This is a genomic window from Nostoc sp. MG11 (genome assembly GCF_014904695.1).
Lineage (GTDB): Bacteria > Cyanobacteriota > Cyanobacteriia > Cyanobacteriales > Nostocaceae > Komarekiella.
The window spans coordinates 41762-58013 of sequence record NZ_JACXXN010000020.1; the positions used below are offsets into that span (position 1 = coordinate 41762).

14 protein-coding genes and 3 tRNA genes are annotated in these 16252 nt (G+C 43.2%); 14 read left to right on the forward strand and 3 right to left on the reverse strand.

Features of this window, described 5'->3' with window-relative positions; all coding sequences use genetic code 11:
* Positions 1-52 precede the first annotated feature (52 nt).
* The 3 genes from HCR01_RS23525 to HCR01_RS23535 all read left to right on the forward strand — a co-directional run bounded on the left by HCR01_RS23525 (position 53) and on the right by HCR01_RS23535 (position 2202).
* Positions 53-1861 (forward strand): ABC transporter ATP-binding protein, encoded by a 1809-nt coding sequence (locus tag HCR01_RS23525; protein ID WP_193198514.1) that lies wholly within the window; start codon positions 53-55, stop codon positions 1859-1861.
* A 110-nt stretch (positions 1862-1971) separates the two neighbouring features.
* Positions 1972-2054: transfer RNA gene (locus tag HCR01_RS23530), tRNA-Tyr, on the forward strand.
* A 76-nt stretch (positions 2055-2130) separates the two neighbouring features.
* Positions 2131-2202: transfer RNA gene (locus HCR01_RS23535), tRNA-Thr, on the forward strand.
* 234 nt (positions 2203-2436) lie between these two features.
* Here the strand turns inward: HCR01_RS23535 and HCR01_RS23540 are convergent.
* Positions 2437-2509 (reverse strand) — tRNA-Arg (locus HCR01_RS23540).
* A gap of 124 nt (positions 2510-2633) precedes the next feature.
* Between HCR01_RS23540 and HCR01_RS40115 the strand changes: the two genes are divergently transcribed.
* The 5 genes from HCR01_RS40115 to cutA all read left to right on the forward strand — a co-directional run bounded on the left by HCR01_RS40115 (position 2634) and on the right by cutA (position 5858).
* The gene (locus HCR01_RS40115) at positions 2634-2765 is read left to right on the forward strand and encodes a hypothetical protein (protein ID WP_264299937.1); all 132 of its coding nucleotides are present in this window, start codon (positions 2634-2636) and stop codon (positions 2763-2765) included.
* 85 nt (positions 2766-2850) lie between these two features.
* Entirely contained in the window at positions 2851-3510 is a 660-nt protein-coding gene (locus HCR01_RS23545) for an Npun_F0813 family protein (protein WP_193198515.1), read from the forward strand.
* A gap of 141 nt (positions 3511-3651) precedes the next feature.
* Positions 3652-4503, forward strand: a complete 852-nt coding sequence (locus HCR01_RS23550) for a hypothetical protein (RefSeq protein WP_193198516.1) — start codon at positions 3652-3654, stop codon at positions 4501-4503.
* 21 nt (positions 4504-4524) lie between these two features.
* A complete protein-coding gene (locus HCR01_RS23555; RefSeq protein ID WP_193198517.1) occupies positions 4525-5526 on the forward strand; it encodes a transposase in 1002 nt (333 codons plus the stop codon).
* A gap of 5 nt (positions 5527-5531) precedes the next feature.
* Positions 5532-5858, forward strand: coding sequence for a divalent-cation tolerance protein CutA (gene cutA, locus HCR01_RS23560; RefSeq protein WP_193198518.1), 327 nt, complete (start codon positions 5532-5534; stop codon positions 5856-5858).
* A 102-nt stretch (positions 5859-5960) separates the two neighbouring features.
* Here the strand turns inward: cutA and HCR01_RS23565 are convergent, their stop codons facing one another.
* Entirely contained in the window at positions 5961-9152 is a 3192-nt protein-coding gene (locus HCR01_RS23565; RefSeq protein WP_193198519.1) for a CHAT domain-containing protein, read from the reverse strand.
* A gap of 399 nt (positions 9153-9551) precedes the next feature.
* Between HCR01_RS23565 and HCR01_RS23570 the strand changes: the two genes are divergently transcribed.
* Both HCR01_RS23570 and HCR01_RS23575 read left to right on the forward strand, forming a co-directional pair.
* Complete coding sequence (locus HCR01_RS23570) at positions 9552-9770, forward strand: hypothetical protein (RefSeq protein ID WP_193198520.1); 219 nt, start codon at positions 9552-9554, stop codon at positions 9768-9770.
* On the forward strand, positions 9767-9931 hold the full coding sequence (locus tag HCR01_RS23575; protein WP_193198521.1) for a type II toxin-antitoxin system RelE family toxin: 165 nt from the start codon (positions 9767-9769) through the stop codon (positions 9929-9931). Before HCR01_RS23570 ends, HCR01_RS23575 begins: the two co-directional genes overlap by 4 nt.
* A gap of 202 nt (positions 9932-10133) precedes the next feature.
* Here HCR01_RS23575 and HCR01_RS23580 read toward each other — a convergent pair whose 3' ends face one another.
* On the reverse strand, positions 10134-11075 hold the full coding sequence (locus tag HCR01_RS23580; RefSeq protein ID WP_193198522.1) for an ADP-ribosylglycohydrolase family protein: 942 nt from the start codon (positions 11073-11075) through the stop codon (positions 10134-10136).
* Between the two features lie 394 nt (positions 11076-11469).
* On the opposite strand from HCR01_RS23580, the gene HCR01_RS23585 reads away from it, so the two are divergent.
* From HCR01_RS23585 to HCR01_RS23600, 4 genes are all read left to right on the forward strand, one after another.
* Entirely contained in the window at positions 11470-12009 is a 540-nt protein-coding gene (locus tag HCR01_RS23585) for a hypothetical protein (RefSeq protein ID WP_193198523.1), read from the forward strand.
* 252 nt (positions 12010-12261) lie between these two features.
* Positions 12262-14307: a sulfite reductase, ferredoxin dependent gene (gene sir / locus HCR01_RS23590; protein WP_193198524.1), complete on the forward strand. Its 2046-nt coding sequence runs from the start codon at positions 12262-12264 to the stop codon at positions 14305-14307.
* 38 nt (positions 14308-14345) lie between these two features.
* Positions 14346-15074 carry a 16S rRNA (uracil(1498)-N(3))-methyltransferase gene (locus HCR01_RS23595; RefSeq protein WP_193198525.1) on the forward strand — a complete coding sequence of 243 codons (729 nt, stop codon included), beginning with the start codon at positions 14346-14348 and terminating at the stop codon, positions 15072-15074.
* Positions 15075-15142: 68 nt separating this feature from the next.
* The gene (locus HCR01_RS23600; RefSeq protein WP_193198526.1) at positions 15143-16231 is read left to right on the forward strand and encodes a tetratricopeptide repeat protein; all 1089 of its coding nucleotides are present in this window, start codon (positions 15143-15145) and stop codon (positions 16229-16231) included.
* The last annotated feature ends 21 nt before the right edge of the window (positions 16232-16252 follow it).

Here is a 16252-nt window from a genome sequence, read left to right on the forward strand (position 1 = left end):
AAGTAGTATATAAATTCCAAGCTAACGCTCGTGCTCTTGGGCAGTGTGCATCATGGCAAAATTTAGAGATATTCTCAAATACTACGATCGCTATCGAGCACTCGTGATTTTTAGTGTTACCGCAGCTAGCCTTTTTGAAATAATTGATTTGGTAATACCTTATGTCACAGGGCAGATTTTAAATGTACTTTCAGGACAACCGCTAGATCGTCCAGTAGAGAATGCGATCGCCGCAATTAGCAACCTCACCCAACTACCACAAAACCGATTACTATCTTTAGGGGTGCTAATGAGTGTAATCTTTTTAGTAACAGTTGCCAGAGCGCCGATTCAAATATGGTCAACTTGGTGGTTTCATTGGGATATTGCTTTACGTAGCCGTCGAGATAACTTCAAAAAAACAGTAAGAAAAATACTCACTCTGCCTCTAGAATTTTACGACGAAAATAATCCCGGTCGAATTGCCGGAAAAATTTCTAGAGGATTGGAGAATCATACCTGGACTTATCCAGAAATGGCCGGACAATTAATTCCCAAGCTATTTAGAGTATTGGGAATTTTTGTAGTTATTTTGTTGATTGAGTGGCGCATTGCTATATTATTTCTGATTTCGTTCGTAGTTATTCTCGGCTTCACTCTCAAAGATTTAAATAAGCTGATGGAACAAGAACGACGGCTAGATAAATACATGGAAAATACTCAAAGCCGTAACTCAGAAATTATTACCAATATCAAAACAGTTAAAGCATTTGCAACAGAAGCACTGGAATTAAAACGGCAAACACAAAGGCTGAACCGAGAGTTTAAAGTAGTAGATTATCGTATCCATCTTGGTTACATTAAGCTGGGTACTTTAAGAACAGCAATCGTTCAGTTTTGTGTATTTGTAGTGCTAGGTTTGACCCTTGTGGCTACGCTAAAAGGTCAGATTTCCTTAGGACATTTTGTCACCACTTTAACAGTTTCTAGCATGGCTTATGCAGAGTTGGAACCTATCAGCAACCTCGCTGAGATTTTTGCCCGTCGTTATGCCTCAATGTTGGGGTATCACGAATTTATGCAACAACCAATAGGGTTAGATGGAGTCAGTCTGGAAGATAGTACATCAACCTATAGTTTCACTGGCAAAGTTGAGTTTTCCAATGTGACTTTTGGGTATGATGCTAACCGTCAAGTTTTGCAAAATATCAACTTGTTAATTGAGCCATACCAAACAGTGGCGTTGGTTGGGCGTTCTGGTTCTGGTAAGTCTACCTTAGTAAAACTGCTATTGCGGTATTTTGAACCGCAACAAGGTCAAATTCTGATTGATGGTCAAGATATCCGCACCTTGGATGTGAGTAAGTATAGGCGGAGATTAGCGATCGTTCACCAAGAAGTAGACGTTTTCAACGGTACTGTCTTGGATAACCTCACCTATGGCAAGCCAAATACCAGTTTTGAGCAGGTTCAGGAAGCCTGTCGGATTGCCAGACTTGATGAAGTAGTACAGCAACTACCCCAAGGTTATTACACTGTTGTGGGAGAACGTGGTGTTAGGTTGTCTGGAGGACAAAGACAACGCTTGGGAATTGCTAGGGCGTTGCTAGTAGAACCAGATTTGCTGGTTTTTGACGAGGCTACTTCTAGTTTAGATTACGAGTCTGAGCGCTCAATTCAGCGGGCGATGCGATCGCTCCAGGGAACTCGTACTACCATTGTTATTGCCCACCGTCTAAGTACAGTGCGGGAAGCAGATAAGATTGTGGTTCTAGATCAAGGAAGGATTGTCGAGGTAGGTAGCCATGATGAACTTTTGCGTCATGAGGGTATTTACCACCGCTTACACTCCTTACAAGAAACAGGAGAACTCCTAAGTTAGAAGTTAGGAACTGGGTTTTGCAAGAAACCCAGTTTCTACAATCGGCATTTTTTTGGAAAAGCTTGAAATTTCCAAAAACTGATGCTACTATTGTGAATCGTGAGACAAATGGGTCGGTGTCCGAGTGGTTAATGGAGACGGACTGTAAATCCGTTGGCTAGCGCCTACGCTGGTTCAAATCCAGCCCGGCCCACCTCACGAACATTTCCGAGCGTTGTATTTTGAGCTAAAGATAGGTTAACATAGCTCATAGTTCAAGTTTATATTTTGCCCGTGTGGCTCAGTGGTAGAGCACACCCTTGGTAAGGGTGAGGTCACGAGTTCAATCCTCGTCACGGGCTTTTTAAAGTTTCTAGAAATTCAACGCAAAATTAATGGTCTTGGTCTTTCAAAGGGATTTAGAAGTTAAAAACTAAGTCCCTTATCTGCATTTATGGCTATGACTTGGCTACTGTCCTCAGAATTTTTGGATATACTATTTATTTTTCTGTTCTTAACTAGAATGCCATAAAACTAACCCTCATTCTGAACTTACAACAATATATCAATGTTTGAGGGTTCATATTTAGTTAAAACGAGCGCGGCAGGGTTCGAACCTGCGACCGATTGCTTAGAAGGCAATTGCTCTATCCACTGAGCTACGCGCCCAAGTTAATATACTGGCTCCCAAAGGAGTCATCTATACGATTATATCGTTTTGTCCTACCAAGAAGCAATCGAAAATTGCAGATTTACTATTAGCAAGGCTAAGATCCAAGTCGCTAGTCACTCAATGTACATTAAAAACGAAGCAGATGGGCTATTGGTCAGATATATTGTGTTGTCAAGGGGTTATTTGCCCGTTAGTGTCAATGCCTTTTGGTGGGCGATCGCGATCGCTAAGCTTATTTCATCAGCATGTTAAGTAATTCTACTCTTGGCAATGCTGTCAAATGCGATTATTTATCCGATATTAAGAATGCCCCTGTGAGGAGTTATTTGCTAGTGCCATGTTTATTCTCAAACGGCAGGATGTTGAAATATCAAGTATTCAGCACCCAAAACGGGATCAGCAAGTGCCGATCCTCCATTATCAGGGGCAGACCTTTCGCTTGATTAGTGTCTTTAAAGCTAGTCAAGAAGAAGAAGCTAGAGCCTTGTGGAGAGAATTAACCGATAATCGGGGTAAAGCCTGTGTCTTGCTGGAGGAACCAGAGCGTTTTAGCGTTTGGGGTAAAATCCGTTTAGATCAGCTAGGTAGTGATACAGGTGGTCATGGCAAAACGGAGATTTTGATCCAAGCCAGTATTTTGCTACTGCAAGCAGTTTATATCGACATTGAAGAGTTTTTAGGGACTCGGCAAGCAGCATTATTTGAAAAAGATATTGCAGAAGTACTACAGCAGAAGCAATTTCCTCAACCATCTTCCCTAGAAGCAGTTAAACACTTGGTATCTACCAATCCTTTGCAAACAGCCAAACTGCCCACTTGGCAAGAAAATCATCTAGTTAGCCTCTTGCAAGAACTGCATCGATTAGGAAAAGTATATTTTGGCAACGCCAATTTTGCTCATCAAGCGCTCTATAGGTTAGAAGATATGCCAGAAGCAGAGCGATCGCTGTTTATCAGTTGGCTAAATCAATCGTCACTGAGTAAACTGTGGCAGTAGCATGGAAAATATTTAATAAAATTCCTGCCACTAGTACTTGCTTTTGGCGTTTGATTGTGCATTGCTTGGCGAATAGACTACTAGCCATACAGTCCCATCAGCCAAAAGACTGGCAGAGTGCATTTACATAATCAAGTCCATATGAATAATTCTTACGACAATTCATTGCAATCCAAATCCCTTTTCAACACTGGGAACATTGTCATAGCTAGTGTGGGTTGGGCCGTACTGGCACTGTTATACTTTTTGTTGTTTAGTGCCAAAATTCCCGCAGCAGATGGCATGGAAAGCCGTGCCGAGTGGTATGTGGTCGGGACAAATATTTTTGAAGCCTTAGCTTATCTGGGTGCCTGTATCTTATGCTTGAGGAACTGGCTTAGTCCGCAAATTGTCAGTGGTCGGAATGTATGGCTCTCAATTGGCTTAGGTATGCTTTCTTATTTAGTAGGAGGGATAATTTTTGGTTATACAGAAATAGTCTTAAAAGAAGAACCAGATGTGTCTATAAGCGATATATTTTTTGTACTGACTTATCTGTTCCTGGGCGCAGGCATGATTTTAGCTGTGGCTTCCAGACGAATTAATCTGGAAAGATGGCAGTGGCTAATTGTGTTGGCAATTGCAGTGTTTGGTAGTTTGTTAGCATGGTGGATTTCTATGCAACAGGCAACTTCCTCAGAGCCGCTAGTCGCTATTTTGAACTGGTTTTACGTAGTGAGCGATGTAGTTCTGTTAATTATTGCCACCACTCTGCTGCTAGCCTTTTGGGGAGGAAGAGTTTCCCAGTCTTGGCGAATGATTGCAGCGGCAGCATTTTCGCTCTACATTGCAGATATGTGGTTTAAATATGCTCAGGGACCCAATTATCAAAGTGGGGAGATATTAGAAGTGTTTTGGGTGTTTAGTGGAGTTTTATTTGGCATGGGAGCTGTTCTAGAATATGACGCATCATTAAGGCGATCGCGGCGTACCAGTGGACGAAAACGAGCTTAACAAAGATTTTTGGTGTCTACCGTGAGAAAACTAACAGATTCCGACAAGCAAGAAATTCTCAAGTTATATCGAGAGACTGCCGAAACAACCTCAACTTTGGCAGATCGTTATGGTGTCAGTAATTCGACAATTAGCCGCCTGCTTAAAAGTACCTTGCAGGAAGAGGAGTACGAATATCTCGTTTCTTTAAAACGTGCTGCTAGAACTCCCGAAGGTAGAGCACAGGTAAACTACGAGCAGTTACCTTTGTTGATTCCGCCAGAGCCAGAGAAAGAACTCCCCCGCAGCGAAAGCCCTCGCTTGAAGTTGCCGGATATTGAACCACAGCCGCCTGTGGTCAAACAGGAAGCTGACTCAGAGGATTTTACGGAGGAGGCAGAATCAATTTCCGCTAGTAGACGAGTGCGGCGACGCTCCTCAGCAGAAGAAAAACCACGGCTCAGAATAGCAGAGAAACTAGAACCTGTAGTACACAAGCCGCCGGAAGTAGCAAGCATCCCTAGCCCTATTCTAGAGAATGAACGTCCAGAAGCAACCGTTATAGCCCAAATGCTGGGCGAAGACTTGCTAGATGAATCAGAGGAGTTGGACGATTTAGATGAGGACGATTTAGATGAAGACGATTTTGAGGAGGAAGACTTTGAGGATGAAGACTTCGACGAGCCAAGGCCTCTAGTTGCAAAACGAAGACCGGGTGAAGCACCAGTTGAAGTTTTACCACTGTCGGCAGCTCATTTGCCCAAAACTTGCTACTTGGTGATTGACCGTTCGTCAGAGCTAATTACGCGACCACTCAGGGACTTTGGCGACTTGGGACAAATTCCCAACCTCGAAAACCAGCAAAAAACTTTGCCTGTGTTTGATAATCATCGAGTAGCAAAGCGCTTTTCTACCAAGCGCGATCGCGTAATTAAAGTCCCTGATAGTAAAATGCTGCACAAGGCTCGGACTCATCTGCAAGCCAAGGGGATCACACGACTGTTGATTGATGGTCAGGTCTATTCCTTGTCTGCCACGCTTTAGATGTTATGGAGACATCTGCTGGCTATGGTGTGGTATTGGTGACAACTGGCAACCTACAAGAGGCAGAAGCGATCGCAAATGCCCTTGTAGAAGCTAGACTTGCTGCTTGCGTAAGTCTGTTACCAATCCATTCAATTTACACTTGGCAAGGAGAACTGCACAAAGAGCAAGAATGGCAATTGCTGATTAAAACTGATTTGGCGCAATTTCCGGCTTTGGAAGCCAAAATTAGAGAACTGCACTCCTATGAAGTGTCAGAAATTATTGCCTTACCAATTGTTGCCGGTTCTCAAGCTTACTTGCAGTGGATTTCTCAGCAAGTTAAAAGTTAAGAGTGAGGAGTTAGGATTTCCATAACTTCTCATTCTTTACTGTCTAAATCCCCGTTACAAAACTTAATTACGAATTACGAATTACAAACTCCAAACATTCGTTTAACGCCACTCACCTAGCAGGGTAAAGGCTGACCAAGAATAGGGGTTACGCCACTTTTCTTGTTCCCACATTTTTAGTTGTGCGGCTCTGAGGGCGGCAGCGGGAGTTTTCCCTTGCTGCAACATTTGGCTGTAAAATTGGCTCATCAATAACGATGTCGCTTCATCATCAACGTTCCATAGAGACACTACCACCCGCGCTGCACCTGCATACATTAACCCTCTTGTCAACCCTACTAACCCTTCTCCTTTAACTTCCTTACCCAGCCCAGTTTTGCAGGCACTCAGCACAACCAACTCCGCCGGGAAGTTGAGGTTAAAGATATCAGTGAGGCGCAGAAAGCCTCTTTGGGACTTACCTTGTTTATCTATCAGAGAAAGGACAATTCCTGATAACTCTGGTTCAGTGCTGTCTAAGAAGCCGTGGGTAGCAAAATGCAGCATCTTGTATTGACTCAGTTGCTTATTGGTAGCCCAGTTATAGTTAGCGTCAAAACCAAAGGCTTGGATGTTCTCTGAGGGCGAGACAAGTTTGAGAATCTCCCGCGCCTCTTTTTCTGTGCCTTCGAGTCTTTGAATTTCGCTGCGGTTGATGTTTCTAGTAGACCGCTTCAGGGCAGACTCTTCTAGTTGTTGGTAAATGTTATTATTAGCAACATTGGAGGATTTGCCAGTAAATCGCTGATCATTAGCGCTAAACACTGGGTCTGCAAGGATGGAGAGGGTTTTCGCTGCTTTAGTGCGCCCTTTGGTTTGTTTCCTGAGAATGGCAATGGTGGAAGCGGAAGGTAGATTGATAATTTCATGGTTGACTACCAATGGTTGATAATTGACCTCTCCCCCAACCCCTCTCCTCTTAGGAGAGGGGAGTTTATCCTGCTCCCCCTTCCCTATCAAGGAAGGGGGCTGGGGGGTTAGGTCAGTTAATGCCGCAAAGGGAATGTATTGTAAAGCTTCATCACCAACAATTACGAGGCGTTTTTGCCCCAACTTATCAGCAACAGGTGCGAGGATAAGTTGACTCAGTTCATTAGCAGCTTTAGCGGTTTCTTCTGAGGAAACTCCCAGCATCCCAGGATTTCTTAAATAATTGTTGTATAAATTTTTGGCTGCTTTGTCTATCTGTTCGCGTTTTGGGAGTTCATAGCTATAGAGAGAGTCGGGTGTGACAGCCCAAAGATAGCTACGTTCATCACCTAAAGAATATTGCAATAGCAGTGTGTCTTTATCTAGTTGTTGCTGAATTTGTTTGAGAGTCAGAGGTTGGGGATATATTAAATCGGCATATTCAGGGTTATTAGCGCGGATTTTGACCTCAAGTTCTCGCTGTTGTTTGAGTAAGTCTTGGATTTGTTGTTTGGTATTGGTTAAAAGTTGTTCTGGGGTTTCTTTTTTAGATGATAATTCTGATAATAATTTTTCCTTAGCATTAATTTGCAATTGTAGACGGCGTTCCTCTGCTAAAAGTGTTGGGTCAATGCCTTTTTTGATGTCGATTTTAGCTTCGGTTAGTAGTTCAATTAGACCACGGGCGCGGGAGCGATCGCTAACTTCCAGTGCCAAAGCATCGTATCCTTTTGATGGGTCTTTTTTGTGCAGTTCCATCAGCAGGTCGGTGTAGAACTTGTAGTAGTCTTGGACTGAGGCAAAGTAAGAAGCGCGTAGTTCTTTGTTAGCTATTTTGGTGCGTAAATCTTCAATGATTTCAATAACAGCTTGAATATGTGTTTGGGCTTGTTGTAAATTACCGCGATCGCGTTCTAGCAAAGCCATGTTAGAGAGGGTGGTGGCTTCCCCTTCCTTGTCCTCCACTGCACGGCGTATGGGTAAAGCTTGGTTGAAGTATTTGAGCGCTTCTTGCTTTTCTCCTAATGAGTTGTAGACAAAGCCAATATTATTGAGGGTGTTGGCTTCTCCTCCGCTATCCCCGACTGCACGGAGTATGGGTAAAGCTTGGTTGTAGTATTGAATTGCTTGTTGCTTTTCTCCTAATAAGTCGTAGACACTGCCAATATTGCTTAGGGTGATGGCTTCCACTTTTCTATCCCCCACTGCACGGAGTATGGGTAAAGCTTGGTTGAAGTATTTGAGTGCTTCTTGCTTTTCTCCTAAATCGCTGTAGACATTGCCAATATTGTTGAGGGTGGTGGCTTCTCCTCCCCTATCCCCCACTGCACGGAGTATGGGTAAAGCTTGGTTGAAGTATTTGAGTGCTTCTTGCTTTTCTCCTAAATCGCTGTAGACATTGCCAATATTGTTGAGGGTGGTGGCTTCTCCTCCCCTATCCCCCACTGCATGGCGTATGGGTAAAGCTTGGTTGAAGTATTTGAGTGCTTCTTGCTTTTCTCCTAATGACTTGTAGACAACACCAATATTGTTGAAGATGGTGGCTTCTCCTCCCCTATCCCCCACTGCACGGAGTATGGGTAAAGCTTGGTTGAAGTATTTGAGTGCTTCTTGCTTTTCTCCTAATGAGTCGTAGACAGCGCCAATATTGCTGAGGGTGGTGGCTTCCCCTGCCTTGTACCCCACTGCACGGAATATGGGTAAAGCTTGGTTGAAGTATTTGAGTGCTTCTTGCTTTTCTCCTAATGAGTCGTAGACACTGCCAATATTGCTTAGGGTGATGGCTTCCACTTTTCTGTCCCCCACTGCACGGAGTATGGGTAAAGCTTGGTTGTAGTATTTAATTGCTTGTTGCTTTTCTCCTAATGACTTGTAGACAACACCAATATTGTTGAAAATGGTGGCTTCTCCTCCTCTGTTTCCCACTGCACGGAGTATGGGTAAAGCTTGGTTGAAGTATTGAATTGCTTCTTGCTTTTCTCCTAATGAGTCGTAGACAGCGCCAATATTGCTGAGGGTGGTGGCTTCCCAGTGTTTATCATTAACTTGTTGCCAAAGCTTCAGCGCTTCTTGCCATTTCCCGATCGCCTGTCGCAGTGATTCTGCTGTCCCTTGTTGATAAAGCTGCATTCCCTCTTCATAAACCTGTTCCGCAGCAGCGCGAGTGGCATTTTGTTGAGTGGTTCCTGTTCCTGGCTGCTGTGCTATCTGGAACCCTCGGTTTCTCGGTGTCGCCCCCACAGCATCAAACAGCAAAACCGCACTCAGCAAGAAAGTTAAACTGTAGCGGGTCAATTTTGGTAGAAACCACCAGCAAATCCGTTGAGACTTTGCACTTCTCTTCATTATTTAGCCTCACAGCCGCAATCAGTGATTATTTACAGCCCTATCCCGTCGGCATCAATTCCGATTATTAGTAAATTATTTAATTGTCGCCAGTAATATTGCTGAAACTTTATGTTGATTTTACGGTTGCGGTTTAAGGTTGCAGTTGTGGTTTCTGTTTTTGTAACAGATTCTTTTAGGGGCTAGAGGCTAAAGACGAGGGAAGAGAGGGAATAAGAAGATTTGTTGTGAGGAACAAGAGCGATGAAGATGCGATCGCCTATTACTAAACTCAGTTTAAATGGAGAGTGGGAAGCGATCGCTCTTTATAGTAGATATTAAACAACTATAAGCAATTCTTTGTCTACATCCTAGCAAAATGCGACAATTTAAAATAAATAGTTACTATTTATCAACCCCATGCAAGTCAAAGATTTGACTATTGAAGAACTCAAGCTACTAATCCAGGAAACTGTTGCTGAAACCATTCAATCCCTACTGATTGATCCCGACGAAGGTAAACAAGTAAACCCAGAAGTGAAACAGCAATTACTTGACTCTCTACAGCGCACTCAAGCGGGAGAAAGTGGAGTTCCGGCTAGGGAAATAGCAAAAAAACTGGGTTTGCAGTGGGAATGAGTTATGGCGTTGAATTCACGAAAGAAGCTGTTACCAATTTAGAAGTACTTGCATCAACCATCCAGGAACGCATTCTGCGTAAAGTTCATTGGTTATCTGAGAATTTCGATGATGTAAGTCCCCAAGCTCTCAGCGCTGATCTTAAAATTACTAATTTCTAATTTTGACACCGCAAGATTTTTTAAGTCGCTACTTCTCAGATAAATAAGTAGAGAGCAATAACAAGAGACGCGATAAATCGCGTCTTTTATGAGCTAGAATTTTTCTCAAAAAACCTTAACTGAATCGTATTGAGAATGGCGCTAGAAGAGAAAGCCAATCATTGACGGCGACTAGAACACAATTAGTAGCGTCAGGGGCAATCTAGCTGTAAACAGCCCTTGCAAAACGCTCTGCTAAGTAGATAATGTCCTGTTTACGAGCAATCTGATTGACCCATTGTCGGGGAATATTTTCCATCCCGTAGTAAATTCCTGCTAACCCACCAGTCACAGCAGCGGTAGTATCAGCATCTCCACCTAAGTTAACAGCTTTTAACACTGCCTCAGAGTAGGACGAGCTATTTAACAAACACCACAAGCATGACTCTAGTGTGTCAATCACATAGCCGCCTGAATTAATCTCTTCTACGGGTAGCTTGGCAATCTCACCATTCAAGACTCTACCAAAATGCGGCTTCTCTAACAAAAATTCCCGCACAGAATAAATTGTTTGGATGTCTTGTAATGCTTGTAAGTAAGCTGTCTGGGGGTTAGCCCCTTCTAAGAGTGCTACTGCAATACTAATATAAATGCCACAGGCCATTTGCGATCGCGCGTGGGCATGAGTAATCGCAGAAACATCATGCACCTGCGCCAACAATTCGCCTAAAGTTAAGTTTCTGTGACAATAAGCCATCGGCAAAATTCTCATTAAAGAACCATTGCCATTACTATTTTCAACCTTGCCACCTGCCTGATGGGGTTGAACTCCCTGTTTCAGGCGCATAATTGCTGTGTGGGTAGTTTGTCCAATATCAAATACGTCGCCACGGGGAGTCCAGTAAGCTTCCTTGTACCAGCGCCAAAAGGAGTTGGCTATAGCATCCAACGAATACCCTCTACAAAGACATTCTGCTAAGCAAAACGTCAGCGAACTATCATCAGACCAAGTTCCTGGTGGTTGATTCCACGTGCCATAACCCAACATGGACGTTACTGGAGATTTGACTCGTTCAGCGCGGCTAGTAAACTCCACTGGCACACCCAACGCATCACCGACACATAAACCCATCAAACCAGACAACGTTTTTGCAGCGGTTAGCATTATTCAATCTCCATGAGAATTACCAAAACTTAACTTAATAGATTCCCTCTATGGCTTATTGCAATAGATGCTACAGCCTACTGTTTAATCCTATGTGAAAAGTGTGGTAAAAGAGTGTTAGTTAGACAGTTTATATACCATGTAATGACTAACTTTTAGTTCCACCTTTTGTGCCAGTTTAAAAATCGTCTACTTTTGGCTTAATAACACAGTTGACAATAACTTGAAATGTAATTATAACAGCTTATTTATAAACTTGATGGATAATTTAGCTACAACTACTTTGCATCAAGAGCAACAATCATTTAATGAAAAATAAGAATTATCTGGAACATTATCACCAAGGTTTCGACCTGAAATATACAAGTAAAAACTATACATTTTGGTCAAGATTATGAAACGCTTGCTCAAGTCTTTCCTGACAATTTCTGCATTGTCTTCATTAGTAATTGCTCCTATTTTTCTATCAGATAGTGAAGCTTCTGCTCAAACAAAAAATGGTACTGAAGCTAGTTATGTGGGTGCTGGTGTTGCAGCTGGCGTTACCAATGGCGGAGAATGGAACAACAATGCTGCCACATTTGGTGGTAATGTCACAGGTCGCGTGAAATTGAGAAATACGCCATTTTCTGCACGCGGCAATGTTCTCTGGAGTGATAAGACGAGTGCTATCATCCCAGAAGTTTCCTTAGATGTACCCATCGCTAATGGAACTAATGCCTATTTAACTGGTGGTTATTCTTTTGTAGAGAAAGATGGCTCACCAACTCCCATCGGTAACAGAGATGCTGTAGTCGTAGGTGCTGGTGTTGAATCGGAAGTTGCTAATAACTTTCTCGTCTACACCAATGCCAAAGTAGGACTTAGTGCCTACCAAAATAGTGATGCTTCCGCTGTTAGCATTAATGGTGGTATTGGCTATCGCTTCAAATAAAAGATTACTGAGTCCTAAGTCAATCTATACTTTACTTAGGACTCAGCACTCAAAACGCACAACTACAACGATCTGGTTTTGTTAAGTGTTAGTTCACTGACAAAGCCAGCTTTTAGCGTGGTAAAATTAAAATATTCCCCATTATCCCGGCCGGATTACCGGGGATAAACTAGCTGCAAGAATACTCATATTTTATTTTGCAGCTTTGCCGTTCACTGATGTCTTATTGAGAATACTATAACAACTTTACTAATGATTAAATCTGCTCCCCCCATAGTCAATCGTAAGCCTTCCAAAGTAGAAGGCATCAAAGAAAAAAGTAACTTTTTGCGTGAACCTGTAGCAACCGAAATACTTCAGGACACAACCCACTTTACCGAAGATGCAGTACAACTTCTGAAGTTCCACGGTTCTTACCAGCAGGATAACCGTGACAATCGCGCTAAGGGTCAAGAGAAAGATTATCAATTTATGCTGCGGACAAAAAATCCAGGTGGTTTAGTACCACCGCAGCTGTATCTAGCTTTAGACAAGCTAGCTGATGAATATGGTAATCACACATTGCGAACAACCACCCGTCAAGGGTTTCAAATGCACGGGATTTTAAAGAAGAATCTCAAAACAGCAATTGCCACCATTGTCAAAAACCTGGGTTCGACTTTAGGAGCTTGTGGCGACATCAATCGCAATGTGATGGCACCACCAGTCCCATATAAGAATCGCCCAGAGTACCAATATGCTTGGAAATATGCTCAGAATATTGCTGACTTACTGTCAGGGCAAACGGGCGCTTATTACGAAATCTGGTTAGATGGGGAAAAGGCAATTAGTGCTGAAGAAGACCCAGAGGTGAAGGCAGCCCGACAGCGTAATGGCAATGGCACAATTATTCATGACACTGAAGAACCGATTTATGGCACGCACTACATGCCGCGTAAGTTCAAAATTTGCGTGACAGTGCCAGGAGATAATTCGGTTGATTTATATTCTCAAGACCTCACCTTGGTAGTAATTACCAATAAGCAGGGAGAATTGGAGGGATTTAATATCTTTGCTGGTGGTGGCTTAGGTAGGACACACAATAAAGAAGAAACATTCGCTAGGTTAGCAGATGCAATTGGCTATGTGGCGAAAGATGATGTTTATGACGCCGTGAAAGCGATTGTTGCTACCCAGAGAGATTATGGCGATCGCACTGACCGCCGTCACGCCAGATTAAAATATCTAATTAACGATTGGGGTGTGGATAAATTCCTCGCCAAAGTCGAAGAATACTTTGGTAAACCAGTGGAACCCTTCAAACCACTGCCAGAGTTTAAATATCAAGACTACCTTGGCTGGGATGAACAAGGCGATGGCAAGTTATTTTTAGGAATTTCCATTGACAATGGCCGGATTAAAGATGAAGGCTCATTTCAATTGAAAACTGCCCTACGAGAAATTGTCGAGCAATTTAACTTGCCTATTCGCCTAACACCCAACCATAACCTGATTTTTTACGACATCGAACCAGAGAATAAGCAAGCCATTCAAGACATTCTCAACCGTCACGGCGTCGTCTCTGAACCTGAAAAAATCGAACCTTTAGTGCGTTATGCAATGGCTTGCCCGGCTTTGCCCACTTGCGGCTTAGCAATCACCGAATCGGAACGGGCAATACCAGGCATTTTGGAGCGAATTCGCAACCTACTAGATAAATTAGGTTTACAAAACGAGCATTTTGTGGTAAGGATGACAGGCTGTCCCAACGGTTGCGCTCGTCCCTACTTGGCAGAACTGGGCTTTGTCGGTAGTGCTCCAGAATCTTACCAATTATGGTTAGGAGGTTCGCCAGATCAAACCAGACTGGCGTTACCTTACATGGAACGCCTGCATCATAACGATTTGGAAACCCAGCTAGAACCCATTTTTAACTACTTCAAGCAGTCACGGAAATCTGGGGAAAGCTTCGGTGATTTTTGTGATCGCGTTGGTTTTGATGCCATCCGCGAATTTGCTGCCAATTACGAATCTCAAACCGTTGCAACAGCAGAGATTACAGACGATGCTGATGGTTTAGTGGAAACAATGGCAGACTCGACTATTGCAGAAATTGCCGAGGATAGTGGGTATCAAGAGGTAGCGATCGCTAATACTACTATTGCTACCGGGAAATCGCGGCGGCGCGTCAGCCTGCAAGATGACATTTACATCAAGGTGAAGGAAGCCGCAACTCGCCAAGGTAAGCCGATGACTCAGCTAGTTAACGAGGCGGTAGAGATTTACTTGAAAAATCTGTCGTCAGAACCTCATCCTTAATATCCTCGCTGTCAACAGTGAGCAGGGCAAAAAATCCCATGTCTCAACTGCAACGAATTGCGATCGCTCCTTCCCAATTCCAACAAGGGCAAATTTTACTTACCAAAGAGCAGCAACATTATCTAGTACGTGTGTTGCGTTTGCGTGAGGGCGATCGCTTTATTGCAATGGATGGTAGGGGGAAATGGTGGTTGGCGCAGCTAGAAAAAGAGCAGGCACAGGTTTTAGAACCACTTACAGTAGCAACTGAATTACCTGTATCGATTACGCTCATAGTGGCGTTGCCCAAAGGCAATGGATTTGATGAAGTTGTGCGGTGTTGTACTGAGTTGGGAGTAGCTTGTATTGCTCCTGTGCTGAGCGATCGCACTTTACTTTATCCCAGTCCCCAAAAACTCGAACGCTGGCGACGCATCGCCGCCGAAGCCGCCGAGCAATCAGAGCGCTCATTTGTGCCGACAATTTTAGAACCTGTTGCTTTTAATACTGGTTTATCATCAATCATGAGTGATTTGTCATTGACAAATAGCCAGAAATATATATGTGTAGCTCGTGGCGACTCTCCCCATTTAAAAGATTGCTTGCAGCACAAACAAGAAGGCACGATTATTGTTGCAACTGGCCCCGAAGGCGGATGGACAGCAAAAGAAATTGAGAGTGCGATCGCGGCTGGATTCCAACCTGTTTCTCTCGGTCGCCGCATTCTCAGAGCAGTTACAGCGCCAGTAGTAGCTTTATCCTTGATTACCGCAGCTTGTGAAGTATAAATGATTTATACCTCACGCAAAGTCACCTTTGTGCGAGACATCACTCCAGCGTGCATTTAAAGTAAGTGATGATTGAGCAAGTTGCGATCGCCTTTGAGCGTAAAGACTATCAAACAGCTGCGAAATTACTCAAACAGCTGTTAGCAGAATCACCAGAAAATCCTTGGGTGCAATTTTACCTTGCAAGACTGCACGAAGTATCCCAAAAGCGCCAAGACGCAGAAAAAATTTATCGCCAACTGCTGCGAGATACAACCAATACCAAAATAGTCACACAAGCACGTCAAGGTTTGCGGCGACTCCAAGAACTTGAACAGGAAGAAAGACAAAGAGCCATTTCCCAAGCAATGGCCCAAGCCAGTAACACTGAACTTGGCGTACTAGTTTTAGAACCTTTGAGTAACGAACTGAAAACAGAAGCATCTCGAAAATTTGCCCAAATTATGCAGTTAGATCCCTACACTGCAAGGTTAATGCTACCAAGCCGTGGCTGGAGATTGTACCGCAGTGGACAAGTAGGAGAATTAAAATTTTATGGCGAACAACTACAGCAGGCTAGCATTCCCTGTTTCTGGACAACCATAGCTCAGATTCAGCAAATTCAAGTTTTTCAAGTCAAATACTTTCTAGAATCTGCCCAACAAGCTACTGTTGTTTGTTGTAATCAGTTAAATCAACTTGGTTCTTTAACTTTTGACTGGTTAGAAGTTAAAGCACAAGTTATAGGACTATTACCCATATTTGAGGAAGTTGTAGATCGCGACGTGCGCGGTAAACTGGAACGGAAGACCCAAATCCAAGACTATGCCCAGTTTTGTGATTTACACTTACCTGGCAGACGTTGTATTCTGCGACTCTATGACAATGGCTATGACTTCCAGCAAGGTGTAAAAATCATTACCCAAGCTAGCCAAAATACAATTAGGATTAATTGGAATAGTCTATTGAGTTGGGTTGAGCAGCAACTACCCCAAGTCAAAATTTGGTCAGATTTCACACCGTTTGCAGACACAGTATTAGAGCAAACAGAAATGCTGGGTCAAATCCAATCTCACATTCACCTGCTTCGTAGGGAACAGACTAATTGGGACCCAGCTTTTCATTTATATAGTGGACTGGTATTTGTTAAAGATGTGATGATGAGTAATGGGTTATGACGCCCCAATTACCAAACTTAA

What these genes read in the sequence shown, in the direction of transcription:
- HCR01_RS23525 (WP_193198514.1), top strand. Translation starts at nt 53, where the DNA reads ATGGCAAAATTTAGAGATATTCTCAAATACTACGATCGCTATCGAGCA.
- HCR01_RS40115 (WP_264299937.1), top strand. Translation starts at nt 2,634, where the DNA reads ATGTACATTAAAAACGAAGCAGATGGGCTATTGGTCAGATATATTGTG.
- HCR01_RS23545 (WP_193198515.1), top strand. Translation starts at nt 2,851, where the DNA reads ATGTTTATTCTCAAACGGCAGGATGTTGAAATATCAAGTATTCAGCAC.
- HCR01_RS23550 (WP_193198516.1), top strand. Translation starts at nt 3,652, where the DNA reads ATGAATAATTCTTACGACAATTCATTGCAATCCAAATCCCTTTTCAAC.
- cutA (WP_193198518.1), top strand. Translation starts at nt 5,532, where the DNA reads ATGGAGACATCTGCTGGCTATGGTGTGGTATTGGTGACAACTGGCAAC.
- HCR01_RS23565 (WP_193198519.1), bottom strand. Translation starts at nt 9,152, where the DNA reads ATGAAGAGAAGTGCAAAGTCTCAACGGATTTGCTGGTGGTTTCTACCA.
- HCR01_RS23570 (WP_193198520.1), top strand. Translation starts at nt 9,552, where the DNA reads ATGCAAGTCAAAGATTTGACTATTGAAGAACTCAAGCTACTAATCCAG.
- HCR01_RS23575 (WP_193198521.1), top strand. Translation starts at nt 9,767, where the DNA reads ATGAGTTATGGCGTTGAATTCACGAAAGAAGCTGTTACCAATTTAGAA.
- HCR01_RS23580 (WP_193198522.1), bottom strand. Translation starts at nt 11,075, where the DNA reads ATGCTAACCGCTGCAAAAACGTTGTCTGGTTTGATGGGTTTATGTGTC.
- HCR01_RS23585 (WP_193198523.1), top strand. Translation starts at nt 11,470, where the DNA reads ATGAAACGCTTGCTCAAGTCTTTCCTGACAATTTCTGCATTGTCTTCA.
- sir (WP_193198524.1), top strand. Translation starts at nt 12,262, where the DNA reads ATGATTAAATCTGCTCCCCCCATAGTCAATCGTAAGCCTTCCAAAGTA.
- HCR01_RS23595 (WP_193198525.1), top strand. Translation starts at nt 14,346, where the DNA reads ATGTCTCAACTGCAACGAATTGCGATCGCTCCTTCCCAATTCCAACAA.
- HCR01_RS23600 (WP_193198526.1), top strand. Translation starts at nt 15,143, where the DNA reads ATGATTGAGCAAGTTGCGATCGCCTTTGAGCGTAAAGACTATCAAACA.